General features: G+C 47.1%; 20 protein-coding genes and 1 pseudogene. 5 read left to right on the forward strand and 16 right to left on the reverse strand.

Annotation, left to right across the window (positions count from 1 at the left end; genetic code table 11):
* From Q4Q52_RS10175 to Q4Q52_RS10195, 5 genes are all read right to left on the reverse strand, one after another.
* Complete coding sequence (locus Q4Q52_RS10175) at window positions 1–1,200, reverse strand: ABC transporter permease (RefSeq protein ID WP_063883750.1); 1,200 nt, start codon at window positions 1,198–1,200, stop codon at window positions 1–3.
* A gap of 10 nt (window positions 1,201–1,210) precedes the next feature.
* Window positions 1,211–2,521, reverse strand: a complete 1,311-nt coding sequence (locus Q4Q52_RS10180; protein ID WP_300477450.1) for an ABC transporter permease — start codon at window positions 2,519–2,521, stop codon at window positions 1,211–1,213.
* Window positions 2,522–2,532: 11 nt separating this feature from the next.
* Window positions 2,533–3,273, reverse strand: a complete 741-nt coding sequence (locus tag Q4Q52_RS10185; RefSeq protein ID WP_063883752.1) for an ABC transporter ATP-binding protein — start codon at window positions 3,271–3,273, stop codon at window positions 2,533–2,535.
* 77 nt (window positions 3,274–3,350) lie between these two features.
* Window positions 3,351–3,614 (reverse strand): hypothetical protein, encoded by a 264-nt coding sequence (locus Q4Q52_RS10190; protein WP_063883753.1) that lies wholly within the window; start codon window positions 3,612–3,614, stop codon window positions 3,351–3,353.
* 109 nt (window positions 3,615–3,723) lie between these two features.
* On the reverse strand, window positions 3,724–4,986 hold the full coding sequence (locus Q4Q52_RS10195) for an efflux RND transporter periplasmic adaptor subunit (RefSeq protein WP_220592169.1): 1,263 nt from the start codon (window positions 4,984–4,986) through the stop codon (window positions 3,724–3,726).
* Between the two features lie 376 nt (window positions 4,987–5,362).
* Here Q4Q52_RS10195 and pyrC point away from each other — a divergent pair, with 376 nt between their 5' ends.
* The 5 genes and pseudogenes from pyrC (at window position 5,363) to Q4Q52_RS10220 (ending at window position 9,350) form a co-directional block, all read left to right on the forward strand.
* The gene (gene pyrC, locus Q4Q52_RS10200; RefSeq protein ID WP_311990535.1) at window positions 5,363–6,394 is read left to right on the forward strand and encodes a dihydroorotase; all 1,032 of its coding nucleotides are present in this window, start codon (window positions 5,363–5,365) and stop codon (window positions 6,392–6,394) included.
* Between the two features lie 139 nt (window positions 6,395–6,533).
* Entirely contained in the window at window positions 6,534–7,577 is a 1,044-nt protein-coding gene (locus tag Q4Q52_RS10205; RefSeq protein ID WP_311990536.1) for a hypothetical protein, read from the forward strand.
* 22 nt (window positions 7,578–7,599) lie between these two features.
* A complete protein-coding gene (locus tag Q4Q52_RS10210) occupies window positions 7,600–7,995 on the forward strand; it encodes a nuclear transport factor 2 family protein (protein ID WP_311990537.1) in 396 nt (131 codons plus the stop codon).
* Window positions 7,996–8,483: 488 nt separating this feature from the next.
* Window positions 8,484–8,663: pseudogene (locus Q4Q52_RS10215) on the forward strand (hypothetical protein); the annotation flags it as partial.
* A 93-nt stretch (window positions 8,664–8,756) separates the two neighbouring features.
* Window positions 8,757–9,350, forward strand: a complete 594-nt coding sequence (locus tag Q4Q52_RS10220; protein ID WP_311889592.1) for a hypothetical protein — start codon at window positions 8,757–8,759, stop codon at window positions 9,348–9,350.
* 49 nt (window positions 9,351–9,399) lie between these two features.
* Here Q4Q52_RS10220 and Q4Q52_RS10225 read toward each other — a convergent pair whose 3' ends face one another.
* The 11 genes from Q4Q52_RS10225 to cobT all read right to left on the reverse strand — a co-directional run bounded on the left by Q4Q52_RS10225 (window position 9,400) and on the right by cobT (window position 19,634).
* Window positions 9,400–10,539, reverse strand: a complete 1,140-nt coding sequence (locus Q4Q52_RS10225; RefSeq protein WP_311990538.1) for a glucosaminidase domain-containing protein — start codon at window positions 10,537–10,539, stop codon at window positions 9,400–9,402.
* Window positions 10,540–10,769: 230 nt separating this feature from the next.
* The gene (locus Q4Q52_RS10230; protein WP_011847592.1) at window positions 10,770–11,153 is read right to left on the reverse strand and encodes an MAPEG family protein; all 384 of its coding nucleotides are present in this window, start codon (window positions 11,151–11,153) and stop codon (window positions 10,770–10,772) included.
* 172 nt (window positions 11,154–11,325) lie between these two features.
* Window positions 11,326–11,721, reverse strand: a complete 396-nt coding sequence (locus Q4Q52_RS10235) for a GNAT family N-acetyltransferase (RefSeq protein WP_115335357.1) — start codon at window positions 11,719–11,721, stop codon at window positions 11,326–11,328.
* A 96-nt stretch (window positions 11,722–11,817) separates the two neighbouring features.
* On the reverse strand, window positions 11,818–12,336 hold the full coding sequence (locus tag Q4Q52_RS10240) for an ATP-binding protein (RefSeq protein ID WP_311990539.1): 519 nt from the start codon (window positions 12,334–12,336) through the stop codon (window positions 11,818–11,820).
* Window positions 12,337–12,520: 184 nt separating this feature from the next.
* Entirely contained in the window at window positions 12,521–13,348 is an 828-nt protein-coding gene (locus Q4Q52_RS10245; protein ID WP_311990540.1) for a cobalamin-binding protein, read from the reverse strand.
* Between the two features lie 23 nt (window positions 13,349–13,371).
* Window positions 13,372–14,406, reverse strand: coding sequence for a DUF2235 domain-containing protein (locus tag Q4Q52_RS10250; protein WP_011847598.1), 1,035 nt, complete (start codon window positions 14,404–14,406; stop codon window positions 13,372–13,374).
* A 124-nt stretch (window positions 14,407–14,530) separates the two neighbouring features.
* The gene (gene cobO / locus Q4Q52_RS10255) at window positions 14,531–15,154 is read right to left on the reverse strand and encodes a cob(I)yrinic acid a,c-diamide adenosyltransferase (protein WP_198571815.1); all 624 of its coding nucleotides are present in this window, start codon (window positions 15,152–15,154) and stop codon (window positions 14,531–14,533) included.
* A gap of 113 nt (window positions 15,155–15,267) precedes the next feature.
* A complete protein-coding gene (locus Q4Q52_RS10260; RefSeq protein WP_311990541.1) occupies window positions 15,268–16,965 on the reverse strand; it encodes a cobyric acid synthase in 1,698 nt (565 codons plus the stop codon).
* A 74-nt stretch (window positions 16,966–17,039) separates the two neighbouring features.
* Complete coding sequence (gene cobU, locus Q4Q52_RS10265; RefSeq protein WP_268650311.1) at window positions 17,040–17,660, reverse strand: bifunctional adenosylcobinamide kinase/adenosylcobinamide-phosphate guanylyltransferase; 621 nt, start codon at window positions 17,658–17,660, stop codon at window positions 17,040–17,042.
* Window positions 17,657–18,445 (reverse strand): adenosylcobinamide-GDP ribazoletransferase, encoded by a 789-nt coding sequence (locus Q4Q52_RS10270; RefSeq protein WP_012088426.1) that lies wholly within the window; start codon window positions 18,443–18,445, stop codon window positions 17,657–17,659. The genes cobU and Q4Q52_RS10270 overlap by 4 nt, the downstream gene beginning before the upstream one ends.
* A gap of 106 nt (window positions 18,446–18,551) precedes the next feature.
* A complete protein-coding gene (gene cobT / locus Q4Q52_RS10275; protein WP_311990542.1) occupies window positions 18,552–19,634 on the reverse strand; it encodes a nicotinate-nucleotide--dimethylbenzimidazole phosphoribosyltransferase in 1,083 nt (360 codons plus the stop codon).
* Between the last annotated feature and the right edge of the window lie 100 nt (window positions 19,635–19,734).

A 19,734-nucleotide genomic window follows, 5' to 3' on the forward strand; every position in this document is an offset into this window, starting at 1 on the left:
CTATACGCTGCGGGTTGCCGTTGCTGGCGAAATATTTGCCGCCTTACGCGCTGGTAGGTAAACCGCTAGCGTGGTGACAATAAACAAGCCTGCCACAGTAAATAATGGATAACTTAAGTCCAACATAGGCAAGCTATAGATTTTCATTAACTGCTGCCCTAACTGTATCGCTAACAAGCCACCCAACACGCCTCCCGCGAAGCAAATCAAATAATTTTCTACGAGGAAGTAACTGACAATGTCGCGCTTTTTCGCACCCAGTGCACGGCGGGTACCTATCTGCTTAGTGCGGCGCTGGATATTAAACATCACCATACCGGTTAAACCGAGCGAGGTGATCAGCAGCAGCAACACTACCATCATGATCAACACGGTAATCATCAATTTATGATCGCGGTATGAGCTATCTTTTAACGCCTCGATTGACTTAAAGCCATCGAGAACTCGGTTAGGATTCTCGGCCAGCAACGCTTTTTTTATCGCATCTTTAAGCTCGGCGTGAAACTCAGGTTTGGCCCGTACCATGTAAGAACTGCTGCCATAATCCACATTTTGAATCACACTGTTTTCAAGGCTAGAACTGTCAATCCACGCGCCTTGCAGTTTATCGACAACCCCTATCACAGTGATCTGTGCATCTTTACCCTCGTACAACACTTTGCCAAGTGGTGATTCATCAGGCCAAATCGCTTTAGCTAACGCGCTGGAGATGATCGCTAATCGGCTCGGGCTATCGAGATTGTCCTTAAGTTCATGGGGGTAAAAGTTACGCCCTTCAATCAGCTTAAGGCCTAAGGTCTCAAGGGTGTGATCTGTCCCTAAGTACATGGCAAATTGCGGTGTCGATTTAGCGCTATCCGGATCGGGCCCCAGATTGAAGGTGCTCGACCAGCCGCCACCGCTTAATGGCAACATATTGGTTGAGGTCGCATCAATCACATTGGGTAGCCCACGTAAAATTTGCTGATCAATTTTGTTTTGCGCGGTTTTATCGATCAATGGATCGAAGTTGAACAAGCTAAAGGTCAAGACTTCAGACTCTTCGACTCCCGAAACGCGCTGCATCAGGGCTAAACGCTCTTGAATAATAAAGCTCGCGTTCGCCACAATTGCCACAGACAAAATAATCTGAATAAGCAGTAAGACAGGACCGCTTTTACTGCGCAACAAACTGCTGAGAATAGGTTTAATATGTAACATAATAAGTCCCTTACTGGCTTTTCAGATAAACGCTAGGTTTAGTCCGGCACACGACCCACGCGGGATACAAGCCAGCCAACAAGGCTGTGCCTACCGCAATACTAGGAGTGATAATCCACATACTCGCCGATAAATGGGTTAACCCCTTCGAGACCTCAAACTGTGCCGATAAGCCGTAAAGTGATGCGTAAGCCCAAGCGAGTCCCAGTAAACCGCCTAATAAACCTATCATGCCTACTTCCACCATATATTGAGCGAAGATTTGGGCACGGCTAGCACCGATTGCGCGGCGTACCCCAACTTCAGGCGCTCGCTTGAGGAACTTAGTGAGCATTAGACCTAATATATTGACTAAACAAACACTTAAAAATAGTGCGCTCAAGCCAACCAAGATTTTATTGTCTTCAGGAACGACATGATTGTATTCAAGCCAAGTCGCGACATCGGAGACCTTGACTGAGTCAGCGGCAGATTTTTTATCGGTAAAGCGGCCCAATGCTTTTTGCTCTGCGACATAATTACTGAGCCAAGAACGGTAACTGGTTACGGCATCTTTATTGGGTAACTCAACCCAATACAGCAGCCACACTTTTTCAGAGTTAAGGCGATCGCTGTAACTATTCATCGTCTCAAACTTCCAACCCGAGGTGTTACCCCATACATCAAACTCTTCGATAGGTGTCAGTGAAAACGGCACAAAAATTTGTTCTGTGTCGTTAAAGGCACCGTTAGTGGGATCATAATATTTAGGCTTAGGGTCCCAGGCTTTAATCACCCCCACTATTTGATAAGGTTTACGATTAAGATAGATAACCTTGCCGACACTGTTTTGGCCCGCAAACAGCTTTTGATTGAGTTTATCGTTAATCACCACTTGATAAGCAGGTTCAGTGTCAACGGATTTATCCCACACATTGCCGTACAAAAATGGCACGTCAAACAGCTTAAAAAAGTCGCTATCTGTCACCCGAATACTTTCTAAAATAGGCGCGAAATTGACATCCTCAGTTTGCAGCGCCATCCCAGTGCGAAACATCGCCGCTTGGCGTTTAGGTAAGGTATTGTTGCGCAAATTCATCGCATCTTGATAAGTCACTAACGAGTTAAGCTCATCCCAAGAATCGGGACCTTGGCTCCAAAGCTGTACCGCATTTAACTCATCTGAGCGTTCACCCGCAGGATTAAACGACATCATCTTGTAGACGTTTAACGTGGTGATTGTGATGCCAATACCTATCGAAATCGCCAACACCATCAACAGCGACAGCACTGGGGTTTTCTTAATGCTGCGCCAGGCTAAATCAACATAATAAAAAAACATAATGCGTATCCTTAGTCAGCGTTGGCGACAAGTTTATCTAATGGGTGCGAAGCCGTAGTTTGCACACTGCCATGGGGCTGATACATAGTAAAATCACACACTTGACCATCGACGATTTGAATATTGCGCTGGGCACGGCGAGCGAGTTCAGGGTCGTGCGTCACCATGATAATAGTCGTGCCCGCTTGATTGATATTTTCAAGTAATTCCATCACTTGGCGCGCCATTAAGCTGTCGAGGTTACCCGTTGGTTCATCGGCGAGCAGAAAACGCGGTTCACCGGCTAATGCGCGGGCAATCGCCACCCTTTGTTGCTGTCCGCCCGAAAGCTGAGTGGGAAAATGCTTGAGTCGTGAAGCTAAACCCACTTGTTCTAATGCTTGCTGTACGCGGCGTTGGCGTTCCTTGGCATTAAAACCACGGTAGCGCAGCGGCACTTCGATATTTTCTGCCAAGTTAAGGTCGGGAATTAAGTTAAAGCCTTGGAAGATAAAGCCGATTTTCTCGTTACGGATAGCAGCGCTCTTGTTATCGCTCAGGTTAGACACGTTAATGCCATCGAGAAAATAGTCACCGTGGGTAAAACCTTCGAGCAAACCCGCGATATTTAAAAAAGTCGTTTTACCTGAGCCAGAAGGACCCGTTACCGCAACAAACTCGCCTTCATTCACTTCGAGGTTAAAATCGCGCAGGGCGTGGGTTTCCACTAAATCCGTTTTAAAAACCTTGCTCACACTCTTCATTGATAACATGTTAATTTCCTTAAAATAATCAAATCAATTTTACGCCCTGACGCTGCATCTAAACGACGTGATGCATGGCAGCGTCATCAGCCGAAAAATGGCTCAACGACAGATTCTACAAGCCACACAAAAACGCCCAATATAAAGTCGGCACTTTCGAGTGAAACCTCACCCACTTGGCGAACCTCCTCCAATGGATTGGTCCATTCCAAGATATTCAGTCCAAGGAAAAACCAGCTATTGGCTTCACCAATACTCAACTCCACCGCGACCACCAGTAGCAGTAAGGCCAACACGCCAAACATTTTTGATGACATCAACACACTGAAATCAAATTGTTTATCACGCATATTCGGCTCCTATTCTTGTCCATGTCGCAGCAGGTTTCGTCATTCACCTTGATCGCTGCGCCGTTATATTCATCAGATTGGTTATTTAGTAATTTACGAATATCGGTCATCAATGAATCCTGACCTGTTCTGCTTGATTAAAAGGTTCGACACTGGATATCACCCACTCATCTCCGGCTTTACCGCCTTCGAGTACTTCGACTTGGCTCATGCTGGTACTGCCGAGTTTGATCTCGCGGCGGCTGGCTAAATCGCCTTCAATTTGGTAAGCCTCATTGCCACCACCGCTAGTCATAAAGGCGCCGCGTTTCACCATTAGTACATCGGGTCTGTGCTCCAGTAAAACTCGGGCAGAGATACGTTGGTTCTGACGCAGTTTCAAGCTGTTATCTTGAACGAACTGCACCCTTGCGGTCACTTCACGGTTACGCACTTCGGGGGAGATGGACGATAACTTGCCCATTAACTTCACGCTGCCAAAACTGAGCTCAACTTCCATGCCTAAACCCAGATCGTCGGCATAGGACTCTGGCACCGCAAGTTCGGCCTCATAGGCGCTTAAATCCACAACGGTTAGAATTGGTTGGTTAGCGCTAAGGCGGGTTTTCTGCTCTGTGATCCAGTTGCCAATAATGCCGCCCACGGGCGCTCTGATATTCAAGGCTTCAACTTGGCGTTCGAGTTCATGCACGGCAAGGGTTTGGCGCTCGACCTCTAAGGCTTTATTTTTAATTTCGAAGGTCAGGGTGTCTTTTGTTAGCGCCACTTCCTGCTCGGCATGGGCAAATTTAAGCTTAGCCTTGTGTAAATCGTCCTTACCTTTCTCGTAATCGATTTCACTGATCAGCTTATTTGTAATTAATAACTCACCCCGGCGGCGCTCCCTGTCTGCGGCTTCTAAATCCACCGCGGCCATGTCTAAGGTTTGATTTACTTGCAGTTGATCGCGTCTCGCGTCCAACTTGGCACGCTCTAAAGCACTCTGCATTCCTGCCAAAATCGATTTAGCCTGCTCTAGCTGATTGGTTAATCTTGGGCTATCAAGCTTGGCAACCACATCGCCTTTATTAACGCTATCGCCAGGATTACTCAGCAGAGTGACTGTGCCTTCCTCAGTGCTATACAAAATAGGCGCATTCGCCGCCACGATTTTACCTGTGGTCGCTACATCGCGGGTTAAGGTTCCAACAAAGAGTGTTGCCGTGGTGATGTCGCTGCGGCTTAAAGATTTGCTCACGTTATCTGCGCCCAAGCTCGCCCACACTAAGGCGCTGACCAATAAGGCGCAACCGCCGATCAACAGAGGTAACTTAAGACGTTTAGTGGTCGATGGCACAAGTACAGTATCTTGGCCGCTAGTATCTTTAATCATGGCTTTACTCGCTTCCCTGTCGGAATCATCAGTGCCGAAGCGCAATCAACGGACACTATTGGAAATCTATACCACAGAGAAAGCAAAGCCTATGCCAAACCAGTAAAAACATTATTATTCAAAATGTTAACTTGAGATTACTGATAAAAGTGTCCGCGGACACTGGAAGTTAAATCGAAAAGTGTCCGCAGCAGATTAAGCAAAAGTGTCCGATGTTAAAAACGATGACCTAGTGCGAGCCATGCAGCTAAGCGCTTCAATTACATGTCCTAACAGATTTATTGGCCGAAACCACCGAGTTTCCCTTTACAGTAAAATCCTTGCCACATAAGATCCTGCCACCCTCGCAGCAAAAACGATCAAAAGACCAAACCCTATGACCACAATAACAATCACTCGCCCAGACGACTGGCATATTCATTTAAGAGACGGCGCCCAACTTAAAGATACAGTGCGCGACATCAGCCGCTATATGGGCCGTGCCATCGTTATGCCAAACTTAGTGCCACCCGCTATCGATACCGAAACCGCACTGACTTATTACGACCGTATTAAAGCGCAGGTGCCAGCGGGCTCACAGTTCGAACCTTTGATGGTGTTGTATTTAACTGACAAAACTAGCCCAGATGAAATTCGTAAAGCCAAAGCTTCGGGTAAAATTGTCGCCGCTAAGCTCTACCCTGCAGGCGCGACGACCAACTCGGATTCAGGCGTAACCGATTTGAAGAACATCTACCCTGCCCTCGAAGCCATGCAAGAAGTCGGCATGCTGTTTTTAGTGCACGGTGAAGTCACGGATTCATCGATTGATATTTTCGACCGCGAGCGCGTTTTTATCGAAAATATCCTCAGCAAAATCGTCGCCTATTTCCCAGACCTCAAAATCGTCCTTGAACATATCACCACTAAAGATGCGGTCGATTTTGTCACCCAAGCGTCTGATAATGTGGCTGCGACTATCACAGCCCACCATTTGCTGTATAACCGCAACCATATGCTGGCGGGCGGTATTCGCCCACATTTTTACTGCCTACCGATTTTAAAACGCAATACCCACCAGCAAGCGTTATTAGCGGCTGCGGCAAGCGGCAGCAAGAAGTTCTTCCTCGGCACAGATTCGGCGCCCCACGCTAAGGATAAAAAAGAAGCCGCCTGTGGCTGCGCGGGTTCGTACACAGCCCACGCCGCCATTGAGCTGTATGCCGAAGCCTTCGAATCGGTGAATGCGCTGGATAAACTCGAAGCGTTCGCCAGCTTCAATGGCCCAGATTTTTACAATCTGCCACGTAACGCCGACACGATCACGCTAGTGAAAAAACCATGGAATGTCCCTGCAACTTACCCGCTGGGCGACACTAACGTAGTGCCGATTCGTGCAGGCGAAGCCATTGATTGGCAGGTTGAGTAAGCCTTAAGTCTTTAACATCAAGTCGCCTACGGGCGACTTTTTTATGCCCCAGATTCATTTTGATTTTTAGACCACAATCGGCTAGTGTCTCTCGCTTAAAATACAGCCCTAACCTATGACCTTTTAAGAGAAAATCAGTATGCCCACAAGGATGTTATTCTCGGTTTTATCTTCAAGCCTATTGCTTGCTTCTACGCTCCCATTACATTCCTTTGCGGCCAATGAACTGACGGGGATCTGGCAGGGACAATTAGGCAAAAGCAAAGTCAGAGTCTGCTTTAATCAATATGGAACAGGCAGTTATTACTATCAACGCTACTTAACGCCGATAAGGCTCGAGCAGCAAGATGAACTGTGGAAAGAAGAAGGCAATACAGGGAACTGGCAGTTTGATACTGTCACGCCACAAAAACTGAGCGGCCATTGGTTTAAAGATAGCGCGAGTAAATCGTTCCCCGTACAACTTGAGCGAGCAATCAGCCCAGATGATGTAGAAGATTGCGGCGCCGATGCGTATAACCTGCCACTAGAAACAAGGCCAAAACTCAGCCGAGGGAAATGGCAACCCTATGAAAATATTGAGTATCGCCCGCTGACGTTCGGTACAGAAGTAGGGATCGAATTTAAAGGCCCACAAACGGGGATCTTGGCAATTAATCAATGGCTTGAACATAAGCTCACCGATGAAGCCCAACTAGCACAAACCTTTGACACTCGCCGCAGAATGCTGGCACAAATGGGCAGTTTTGTGACTGACGAAACCTTTGCCGAGCCGATTTTTATTAATCAGCATTGGCTCAGTGTGCGCCTATATCGCTGGGCCGCAGGTTACGGCGCTAATGGTATCAGCCAAGAATTTGTCAGTTTCTCCCTTAGCGATGGTAAACCTTTCCACCCGTGGCAGTGGTTTCTCGCCGATACCAAACCGCAAAGCATGCTAGATAATATGAGCCATCCTTTACCCCAAGCATTAAGGGAAAAATTGTTTGCAGGTAAAGAGTTAGATCCAGAATGTCCTTCATCAGACGGCTCGGGATATTATCAGCTCACCCTTGAGGCAAAGGCCATCAAATTCTGGGAAACACCCCGCGGCGATGGATGCGAACAAGAGTTTGTCCTGAGTCCGCAGGAGGCGATGCCTTTCGCCACACAATGGGGACAAACACAGCTTAAGTTGTTGTAATAAAAACATTAGGATAGTGAATATGACGGAAGCCACAGGTATCGGTGCAAGTGCCAGAACTAAAGCCAGAGCAGTAGAAAGCTCACCCGAAGCCTTAGTGCAAGCCCAGCTTGAAGCCTACAACCAGCGCGATATCACTACGTTTGTCGCCCAGTTTAGTGATGATGTGTGCATCTATCGTCCACCCGCAACAGCGCCCGTCATCCAAGGTAAAGCCACTTTTAGTGACTTCTATCAGAATGAACGCTTTAATCTGCCCAACTTACATGCAGAAATCGTCAGCCGTATGGTGGTGGGCAATAAAGTCGTCGATTACGAACGCATCAGCGGGATTAGAGATGAACCCTTTGAGGTGATGGTGGTATTTGAAGTCTCTGATGGATTGATTCAAGCCATGTGGAGTTTTGCAACCAACTGATTGGTTTTATCTATCAGTATTTTTATCAAGAAAAGTCAACGTCGTGGGGCTTCACCCCTGATTTGTTAATCAAGAATCGACCAAGAAGGAATTAACAGCAATCCCCTCTTTAAGGGTGATTAGTGCTTTATCTGTTATGCATAGAATTAATCACTTTCATTCCAGTGACACGACATAAACTCGTCCCTGAGGGCTCGACGACGGCATCCATGCCGCCAACGGTCACTTACATGCAAGTGATTAATTTCGCCAACACTTAAGTATGTCTGTAGCTACATGACTCATATCTCCGTAAACACCATAGTAACCAGTATCATACGCCCACTAAAAGTCACCTAACGGCTAACCCAGAGCCTGCGCCATCATCCATGATATCGCCACGGCATTTTTATCAAAATATTTCAACAGCTTCGCCGGGGAGAGGTGAACTTCTGTGGCATTAGAGTTAACATTTCGCATTAAAAGAGTTATGCATTTTCTGTCTTTTTTTGAGCGCTCCTAAGCATGTGATCCAGTTCGATAGGATGATTGAGCGGTTATCGCCAAACTGTATTCGGGCGATTCGCACTTGTTACGTGTGCAAAGGCCAATTGGCATTGATGGGATTAGACAGTAAGAAGTCGTATGCGTATTGGTTGAGAAGGGCTGAGATAGCTTTAATTAATTGAGAATAAAGAATAATATCACTGTTGTTGAAGTTTACAGATGAAATATAGGGCTAAAGCATGTATATAAGAATTATACGTTTTTGTGATGATTTAATGAGCCCAATCTTAGTTGGAATTATGGTTGGTTTGGTTTTATTTGGCTGTATCTTTATTTGTTTAGATATTCTTACCTTAAGCTTAGGTGTGTTAACTAACATCGTAATAGCCTTTGCATCCATCATCGCTGTCCTAGTGCATGGTAGTGGTTTGTATACACAAGAAAGATCAAGACGGTGGGAACTCAGGAAAGGTATTGTTTTTGATTTGTTGAATGCACTATCGAATAAGTTAGAGTTATCTAAAGAAATGTATGACATTTATATGCGTTTGAACCATATGCAAGAGGATGAGATAGATGAAATGCCAAGGCTTAAAGAGAGAGAGAAGGAGCTTATAAAAAGTTGGAATGATCTTAGTGCAAAACTCAATAATCAAGTTAGAAATATTTTGAATGTCTATAAGCCTGTAATGACTAAAGAATTTTCTGAATATATTGATAAATACAATGTAAATATCTCTGATTTAAATATGTTATCAAGACAAGAGTGGGTTGAACACGATGACTTGTTCGAGAATGAAATTGAAATTTTGTCTGAACTGCAAGCATATTTATTTGGCTTTGTCGCTGATGAATCAGGCCTAAATTAAATAGGTCTCTCAATAGTGTCTAAGTAATAATGTACATTTAACCAATCACTTAGTTTGTTCTTGTTAATAGATGTAGTGGCGCGTCATCACTCAAATAAGTATCATCCACCAGATAGAGCTTATTGGTGCGGATCATTTGACGAATCGCCTCAACATAGGCGTGCCCGCGCTCCGAATATCGGTCTAACGTCCCAGCGAGTTCAGAGCCTGTCACAGCTTGATTATCTTGTCTGGATTGAACACGAAGATCCCGCATCTTTTGATAGGCATTATGGGTATTCAAATTCAGTAGATACCCTTCCACCGAGGCAAGTGGTGTGTCGAAACGGGCTAAACCATAGTTTCCTAATCCTTGGCGTTTTTGCTTAGGTTCCATGCCATCCCCGTTGAAATCCCACTGTCCAAATAATGCATTACCTTCATGGGAAAATCGCGATGTTCCCCAACCGCTCTCTTTTGCTGCTTGTGCTAATACTAGAGATGGTGGCAGGATATCCACCCTTTTAAGCAGCATTTGTCTTTGGGCCTCTAACAGCGGCTTATCTGTACTGCTTAACACTTTGTACTTAACAGCCAAAGCAATCAGCGCTGTGTCATCAATATCTGCCGACATGATAACTTGTCTTTCTTGTAAAATTTTCTCATTAGCCAACAGCACTAAAGGTGTCATTAATCTAAAAAACACCGTTTTCTTTTGCTTCACAGGGAGTTGGCTTGACACTGAACGCCAGCCCTCTCCCACTGCATCAAAGGTCAATCTAGGTATCGATTTATTACCCTTATGAAAATTTTCTAGCGTGTAATCAAGTGAATCAAACAAGAGCATCAATTCGTTAATCGAAGTAATACTGACGTTTTGTGGCTTTAGTTCTGAACTGGGTAAAACGGGCTGTTGGGCCATAAGTGGGAATGGGAAAGAGTTAACGCCTGTCTCCACAACATTGCCTCTATTTAACTGCAAAAGAAAAGCCGTTACATATGTTGACGTACTATCGATAAGAAGCCGAGCACTCGTACTCATAGTTAAAGGATAGGGAGCAGTTTGAGGCAAAGAAGTGGATGTTTGAAATACCATTCCATTTGAAATCTGACTATTAGCTGGCGTCTTTTGTGGATATTCAAAAGAGTACACAACAAACGTACTCATGAATGTGAGCATCATTAACGAAAGCTTGAGCCTTTTAAACATGACATATCTCTAACTGAGGTAAAACGGTAGCAAAGGGACTAACCAATACATCGGGGGCGTAAGGTAACAATTAAAACCTGACAGTTTGCTTAATAGATATAAAAATGACCTTTAATAAGGTCATTTTTAAGGTAGAGAGGCGGAAGTGACCCTTATTACAGGCCACGTCTTACTTATCGCGAGTGGTTCTAGGCGGGTTTTAAAACCCGTTTTTACACTGGGACAGTGCATTAAAAAGCTTGAAAGAAAATCCCGAAGGCGCTGAAGATAGCGACAAACCATGAGAGGGATCGTAGGGTGCCTTTATTGGCAAGGTATAGGATGTGATACACAAAGCGGGCGGCGACATGGGTAATTGCCAACCACTCAGTGGTGGGGTTTACTTTACCCGTGGCGATAACCACTAATACCGCCAGACCAAACACTAACAAGGACTCGAAGGCATTTTGATGCCCCGCCAAGGCGCGAGCACCAAAACCGGTTAGCTGTGCTTGCTGGGCGCGGGGATGATTATTATCATAACCGCCCGCCTTAGCCATCGCCCAAGCGACGGGGCCTTTCGCCAGATACGGCAATAACATGGCGACAAATAGGCAAATAAGTAAAGTATTCATAGATTAAGCTTCCTTTGATTGTTGTTCGAGTTCTGTTATTCAAGCTCTACTGTTTTAGTTCTGCTGTTTTAGCTCTGCTACTGCGAGTACTGGTGTTTAAGCTCTACAGCGACGAGTCCTGTTGCGAGTGCCGCTACGAGAATTTTAGTTAAAAGTGTATGGGTTAGCGGTGTTATTTCACTATATACATGCCTTCACTTGCGGGGCTGCTGAATTTAAAGCCAAACTTTTCATAGAGTTCAGGCACATCGGCCATCAGGGTAATATAGGCGCCTTCAAAAGCCTCACGATCTAGATAGGCCATAATGTGCTGCATAATCAGCCGTCCTAAGCCTTTGCCTTGGTGCTCGGGATCGACCGCAATATCGACAATTTCAAAGTTCAGCGCGCCGTCGCCAACCACACGCCCCATACCCACAGTTTGATCGGCAAGCTTTATCTGCACGCCATATAAACTCCTAGGTAAGGCCTTAATAGCGCCCGCCATTGGCCGAGGACTTAACCCCGAAATCTGCCGTAAACGGATAAAATCATTGGCTGAGGCAACGTCTTCAAGCACTTGATACATGATATTCCCTATTGTTTTTATTCTGTCACTTGCTTAAGTAACTTGCTTCTGTAACTAAGCTTCAGTCACTTGGCTTTCAATAAACTTTTCAATCGCTTAGCTCTCAGCCACCTCAAGATCAAAGCCTTCATCCAGAGTCGGCGGCTGAAAATAACCGCTCACATGCCAGAACATCGCCTCGGTATCGAACATAGCGCGCTCAGGGTGGCTTTGTCTGCGTTTATCGAGTTGGCTCAAACAAAGCGCATCGCTGTGGTTAAGGTAAATAAGTTTATGGGCGGCGCCGCAATCGGTAAAAATGCTTCGAAACCACAGGCGTTGATTAACCGTATTAGCAGGAAAGTCCATCACCACAGACACTCCCGAACAGAGTAGTTCCTGCACATGCTTTTTAAGCAAGGGCTTAAGACGAGCGGAATACTTCAGGTAAGTATCAAAATCGTTAATCTCATCGGGATATAGCGCAGCAAGCCATTCATCTTCTGAGATTAAAATGCAGTTTTCGGCCTCGGCGAGTTGTCGCGATAAGGTGGATTTACCTGCGCCCATTTTGCCACAGAGGAATATCAACGTGCCTTTACCGGCTTCTTGCCCTAACGCATTCTGCTCTGCCATCTTCACTCCTTGATTACATATCTTTTATCTCAACTAACGATTTCATCTGGCGAGGATACAAACTAACGACAGTACAGAGCATCACATAAAGCATGAACAACCAACAAGGCTTAGGGCGGGTTTGAAGTAATAAATTCCCATTCAATTAATGACTATGCTGTGTTTCCACAGCAGGCGTTTTTATTTAACGCGCTTTATCCAAGGCATCACATAGGGCTTGAACGCCAAGTAAGGCTCTGGGCGTCGCACGGTGTAATAAATCGGCATTAAGCTGATAAATATGCTGATTTTTAACGGCGGGAATTTCGGGCCATTGGCTCCAATCGACACCTTTAACATTGCCTTCCTCTTGGCTTTGCAAAATCACCTCGGGCAAGGTCAGCAACACATTTTCTAAACTCACCTGCGGGTAATCACTGGCGGCATCGTAAAACACATTTTGGCCATGGCAGACACTGATGATTTGTTGGATCCAACTGTTTTTAGAAACCGTCATCAAGGGCGTAGACCAGAGTTGATAAAACACTTTAGGCTCAGATTTACTGGCATTATCGCTCCTTAAACGACTAAGCTCAGCGCGGTACGCAGCGGCGGCCTTGCTCGCCTCTTCAACATGCCCAGTTAATTTCCCTAGCTCTTCCAGTTCCTTGGCAACACCTTCTAAGGTTTTGGGATCGCTCCCATAAAGGTTAAACCCCAGCGTTCGAAGTTGATTGATGTCTTCAGCTTTATTGCCCGTATCCCACACCACAATCAGATCGGGATTAAGCTCCATCACCCGCTCCATTTGAATGCCATAGTAACCGCCAATACGCGGGATTTTTTTGGCAGCCTCGGGATAATCCGCATAATCGGTTGCGGCCACTATGGCATCGCCCGCGCCTATGGCGTAGAGCATTTCTACCGCGTGGGGCGAGAGCGCAATAATACGTTTAGCGGGATCGGCCAACACGCTATGGGGAAGAAACAAGCTGAGCCCAAAAACGAGTCCAGCTAAGTGTAGCTTAATCATGATATGCCTTAATTTTTAAAGAGTTAAACTAGCAGCTCTGGCCAGCCATAGTGTTCGATATAGGTTTGTAGATTCTTGGGGCGATACTTAGGATCTTGATCCCAGCGGGCCTTCACCGAATGATGCAAAAGCACTGGGACTAATGCAGGATCGAGTGGCCGTAAATATTCCTGTTTTATCCGATAAAAGCTGCGCCTCGAATCATGCAAGGTGGCTAACGGACTCGGATGCACACTCGCGGCTAAGTGTGGCTCTAAGCTTAAATCAAATTTCTGCGCCTCAGATATCATCCACAGCAGTGCATTGTCCGACAGCAATGCGCCGTCTTTATCGGGTTTATAACTGCCGCCAATATTGCTATGGGCACCGGCAAACCACACCTGCTGCATGTCCATATTGTCACGCAGTTGCCAGATGGTGGGCTCAAAATCGCTGCGGTGTTCGTCTATGGCTAAGGCATGGCGGGCAACGCGCACATTGCGGCCGATTTTAGTGTCGTAAAACTCATCTTTATCTTCGAACAAACCTAAAAACGAGATAGGGATCCCCATGGCGCCAACGGTATCCCACACGCCAACAAACTTGATGTCCCGCGATTCATGGCTGTATCTAGCTCTAAATTCGAGGGATTTTTCGCCGTCAGGGGCAAAGGGCGCACTGCTTTTTTTATAGTGGTCGAAGGCTTGCTGAATCAATGCCGCATCGGGGCGTTTGAGTATGCCGCAGTTATTAATCAAGCCACACAGGCAACGCACTGTATAAGCACCGCGACTAAAGCCAAAGAGGTAAATCTCGTCGCCGGGAGAATAGTTTTGCACTATGTAGCGATACCCATCCATGATGTTTTTATGCAAACCGCGCCCTGTTGCGCCGCCCATGGCTTCATCGTAATAGGAACCGACACCCCAATCGTAAAACACTTGCTGGGGTTTGCCGTCACTGGCCAAGGGGCTAATCGCCCGCGCGAGGCGCAGCACATTGGTTGGGAAATCGACCTTAAGATCTTTCTCGGGCCGATTCCAAGTCCCATCGGCACAGATCACGATACGCTTATTCATAGGATCATCCTTGAGAACACTTTGAACACTGAACGGTTAGCGACTAACGGCTAGTAGTGGCTAAAGGCCTAGCTGCCAGCCAATAACAGATAGTCGCTTATGCGCCTACTTTTACCAAGTTCGATTAGTAATCAAAACCTTGCTGCGCCTTGATACCCGCTTCGAAGGCGTGTTTCAGCGGCTGCACTTCGCTGACCGTATCTGCAAGCTCGATAATCGCTCGGTGGCAAGCACGGCCCGTAATAATCACATGCTGCATCGGTGGACGATTTTTAAGTGCGCTAAGCACACGTTCCACATCCAGATAGTGATAGCTCACCATGTAGGTGAGTTCATCGAGCATCACGCAATCTATGCTCTCATCTTGCAGCAGCTTTTCAGCGGCTTCCCAAGCGAGCACAGCGGCGGCGGTATCCTTTTCTTTATCTTGGGTTTCCCAGGTAAAACCTGTACCCATTACATGAAACTCAACTCCGGCGCCTTCGAGTAAGTTACGCTCACCGCACTCCCAGGTGCCTTTGATAAATTGTACAACTGCGGCTTTTTTACCGTGACCGACGGCGCGGGCAACGGTGCCAAAACCTGAGGTCGATTTACCTTTGCCGTTACCGGTTAATACCAGCAAAATGCCCTTCTCTTCTTGGGCGGCGGCAATTTTAGCATCTACACCGGCTTTCACTTTTTGTTGGCGAGCCTTGTGGCGTTCGGCCTTGATTTGCGCTTGTTCATTGTCGTTCTGTGCTGTCATGGTCTTCTCTTCACTCTGCTGCTAAAAATGTCTGCTTTATAAATGGTTCAATAGACAGCGGCAAATGGTTAGTTTGTAAATGCCGCTCTCACAATATCCGTTCTTTGCCGAATTCAACGCTGAACTGCGGCATCCAAAATAGTCTGTAATTTTTGCATGTCTAAATGCTCGGCTAACACATCGACTAAACGATCGAGTTGCTGCTCACGTATTTGATTGATATCTATCGCCTGAGCATCGTTTAATCCCGCCCAGCGCAGGATCAGCTGACAGGCATCAGGGCTATCAAACAACCCGTGTAAATAAGTACCTAAGATTTGCCCATCATCACTTTGCAGGCCATCGGCAAAACTCAACGCTGGCACAGCTAAGCTTGTCGATTCTGGGATTAACTGCAAGGGCGGATTGGTTTGTTCAAGCCTAGGGATAAGATAACGTGATTCGCCGCAGTGGATTTCATAGCCCTTCACTGCAACCTTTTGCCCAAGTAACGTTAGCTCACCGCTCACCCGCCGTAACTGTTTATCGGCTTTCAGTTCTGTGCTCAATGGTAAGTAGCCAAGTCCTTCGGTATCGCCCGCACTGTCTTCAATCCCTAAGGGATCGGCAATGCTTTGGCCTAACATTTGGTAACCGCCGCAAATGCCGAGCACTTTGCCGCCGTAACGCAGGTGTGTGTCGATATCCTTATCCCAACCTTGCTGGCGTAAAAAGGCCAAATCGGCACGCACATTCTTACTGCCGGGCAAGATCAATAAATCGGCGGCGGGCAAATGAGTGGCGTGACTCGCGGCTTGGGTTTTCAATGACACATAGTCAAAATCGATATCGGGATGCAACCGCAGCGGATCAAAATCCGTGTGATTACTGATCCTTGGGTACACTAATACCCGCACTTTTAAGCGGCTGTTAGCGCCTTTAGATGGCGAGCTTATCAGCGCATCTTCGGCATCGAGATGTAAATCATGCAGATAAGGCAACACGCCTAAAACAGGCTTGTTCGTATAAGCTTCAAGCCAATCGAGCCCTGATTGCAACAGGCTAATATCGCCACGGAAACGGTTGATCACAAAGCCCTTTACCCGCGCCTGTTCAGACTCAGATAACAGCGCCAAGGTCCCGACCAAATGGGCAAATACGCCACCTTTATCGATATCGGCAATGATAATCACAGGGCAATCCACAGCTTCGGCAAATCCCATGTTGGCAATATCGCCCTCGCGCAGATTGATCTCCGCCGGACTCCCCGCGCCTTCCACCACAATGGTTTGATATTGGGCAGTCAATCGCTCGAAGGATTCCAGCACAGCACAGAGCGCCATTGCCTTGTAATCCTTAGATTTAGGCCCAAAAAAGGCTGAGGCTTCCAGCGTTGTCAGGGCTTTGCCGTGAACGATAATTTGCGCGCCCGTGTCCGAGCTAGGTTTAAGCAGTATGGGGTTAAAATCGGTATGGGGCTCAAGATAACAGGCCACGGCTTGCAACGCCTGTGCGCGGCCAATCTCGCCGCCATCAATAGTTACAGCGCTATTGAGCGCCATATTTTGCGGCTTAAAGGGCGCAACCTTTACGCCCTCTCGGGCGAGCAAACGACAAATGCCTGCCACTAAGGTGCTCTTGCCCGCATCCGACGTTGTGCCCTGCACCATCAAGACTTTTGCGCGCCGAGGTGAATTAACCGCAGGGCTATTTACTGCGGGATTCACCACTGGCGGATTAACCGCAAGATTAGCAGCAGGATTCATAACAACGGTGTCAGCGGTATCGAGTGCATTGGCACAGCCTGTGTTGTCTGTGTTTGAAGAAGGCATAAGGTTAAAAACTTATTTTAGTTTGCAGGAACAAAGATAAAAACTCAGCCTGAATATCACTTAACTGATTTAGATTACAGTGGTTTGAGTGCCAAGGGTAAACCCGCGACCACTAAGGTGACATTGTCAGCTAAGGCGGCAACGGCTTGGTTTAACCAGCCCGCTTCATCAACAAATTGTCGGCTCAATTCACCTAAGGGCACGATACCAGAACCGACTTCGTTACTGATCAACACCACCACACCTTCGAGCTCAGCAAGGGAATCCACAAAAGCGGTTTTCTCTGCCTGCCAATTCTCCAAAGCTTCATCGTTAGAGATTGAACTGGCAGACGGTATAAAGTCTGTCGCATTCCACTCTGTCGGCGCCGGCTCATCATCAACCTTGGCGTTGGATGCGAGTAATTGATTGGTTAACCAAAGGGTTAAACAGTCCACTAAAATCACTCGCCCAGGTTTTGCTAAGCGTTTTAACAGTGCCGTAAGGGCGAGCGATTCTTCAAACAATTGCCATTCGATACCATCGTCCGTTCGTCCCGCTTGATGCTTGGCGATACGGCTCGCCATTTCATCATCCAGCGCCTGCGCCGTGGCCACATAGCAGGCATCGAAGCCTAGCGCAGTGTACTGGCGCACTAAGGCTTCACCGTAGCGACTCTTACCGCTACGGGCGCCGCCTAGGACGAGGTGGATCACAATATGTTACCCACAACGAGCAATACAAAATAACACACGATTTCAGCTATTTGCTGCGCCGCGCCTAAGGTATCACCCGTGTAACCGCCAATCTGGCGTCTAAAGATCACTATGATCAAACGGCGCAGTCCTATCATCACCAATAGCAATGACAATGCCGCTAACCCCTTGAGGAATAACAACACTAATACGCCGCTGGCGATCAGGATAAGCAGCTCATTAATGCCTTGATGTTGCGATAGCGGCTTAGACTTACTGGTCTCGTCATCGCGGACATATTTTTCACTAAAGATGATACTGGCTGATACCACGCGGCTCACTGTGTGGGCGACGATAAGTGCCGAGCCCGCCACCACAGGATCGTACAGCGCCAACTCGACTAACAACTGCCATTTCAGCAGCAGGGCCAAGATCAACGCCAGTGCGCCATAACTGCCAAGGCGCGAGTCCTTCATGATGCGTAGCTTGTCTTCCGCCGTCCAACCACCGCCAAAACCGTCGAAGGTATCGGCGAGGCCATCCTCGTGGAATCCGCCCGTGAGCAAGACGCCAACCAACATAGCTAACAGCACAGAGACGCCGGCGGGGAGCCAGTTCTGCGTCAGCCAAAATACAATGGCACTTAACAGGCCGACCAAAAGACCGACGAGACCGAAATAACGGCTGGCCTTATTCAACTTATCGCTATCGACTTCGACCCATTTAGGCATAGGAATGCGGGTAAAATAGCCCATGGCAACTAAAAACAAATCTATCTCTTTGTGCCAGCTTTCGCGTTCTGACATAAAGCATCCTTAGTGAATTAACACTTGCTGCAAGGTTTAAGATTAAAACGGTTGGCTAAAAAGTTATTATTTTAAATAAGTAAAATAAGCGACTTAGCAGAGCACATCATACAACAGCCTCAATCCCCGCATCACTAAAACTCGCCATTTGATTGTAAAAATTTACTGAGGCTTGAATAAGCGGCAACGCCAAAGCTGCGCCCGTACCTTCGCCTAATCTTAGCCCGAGGGATAATAAAGGTTTCGCCTGCAAAAACTCTAACATCCGCTGATGGCCTTGCTCGTCTGACTGGTGGGCAAAAATCAAATAATCACGCACATTGGGGGCGATTTGCACCGCAACTAATGCCGCAGCTGTAGCGATAAAACCGTCAACAACCACCAGCATTTTGCGCTCGGCAGCCGCTAACATAGCCCCCGTCATCTGCACAATTTCAAAGCCACCTAGGCAAGCTAACACTGATTTTGGCCCATTTAAGGCACTTTGATGCAGCAATAACGCCAGTTCAATCAGCATGAGTTTACGTTCTAAGGTTTCGCTATTAATGCCCGTGCCACGGCCGACACAATCAATCACATCAAGCTGCATGATCGCCGCCATAATGGCTGCCGCAGCCGAGGTATTGCCTATGCCCATTTCGCCAAAGGCGACTAAGTTACAACCTGCTTGATGGTGACGTTCAATCAAATCGCGCGCCATCGCAAAGCCTTTATCGACGGTTTCCAGCGCCATTGCGGGCTCTAAATGAATCGCCCCTGTGCCCGCGCCAAGACGTTGATCGATAATGCCTTCAACCCCTTCGACTGGCGTTAAAATACCGCAATCGATCACTTCGAGCGTAAAGCCCACCTGCCGACAAAAAACGTTAATCGCCGCGCCGCCATGGGCAAAGTTTTGCACCATTTGGCGCGTCACTTCGCTAGGGGCAATCGACACGCCTTCTGCGGCAATACCATGATCACCCGCAAACACTAACATGGTTGGATGAACGATTTTCAGCACAGTATTTTGTGGCTGATCCGTTTGTTGCAAATCAGTCGCTTGCACGCGGGCAATCTGTAAGGCTAAGGATTCGAGCTGACCTAAGGCGCCGGGCGGCTTAGTCTTAAGATCAATTTTTTGCTGGATCAGCGGATCCTGCGCTTTACTCACAGGGCTGATTTGAAAAGACACGGCTGACTGAGACATCCACACTCCACTTATTATCTTAAATAACCACAACGCATCCTGCGTCTATGACTAACATGTCCAATTTTGCATTTCCAATCGCGGGGCAGATATCAACAAA

The sequence above is a fragment of the Shewanella sp. SP1S2-4 genome (assembly GCF_031932075.1).
Lineage (GTDB): Bacteria > Pseudomonadota > Gammaproteobacteria > Enterobacterales > Shewanellaceae > Shewanella > Shewanella baltica.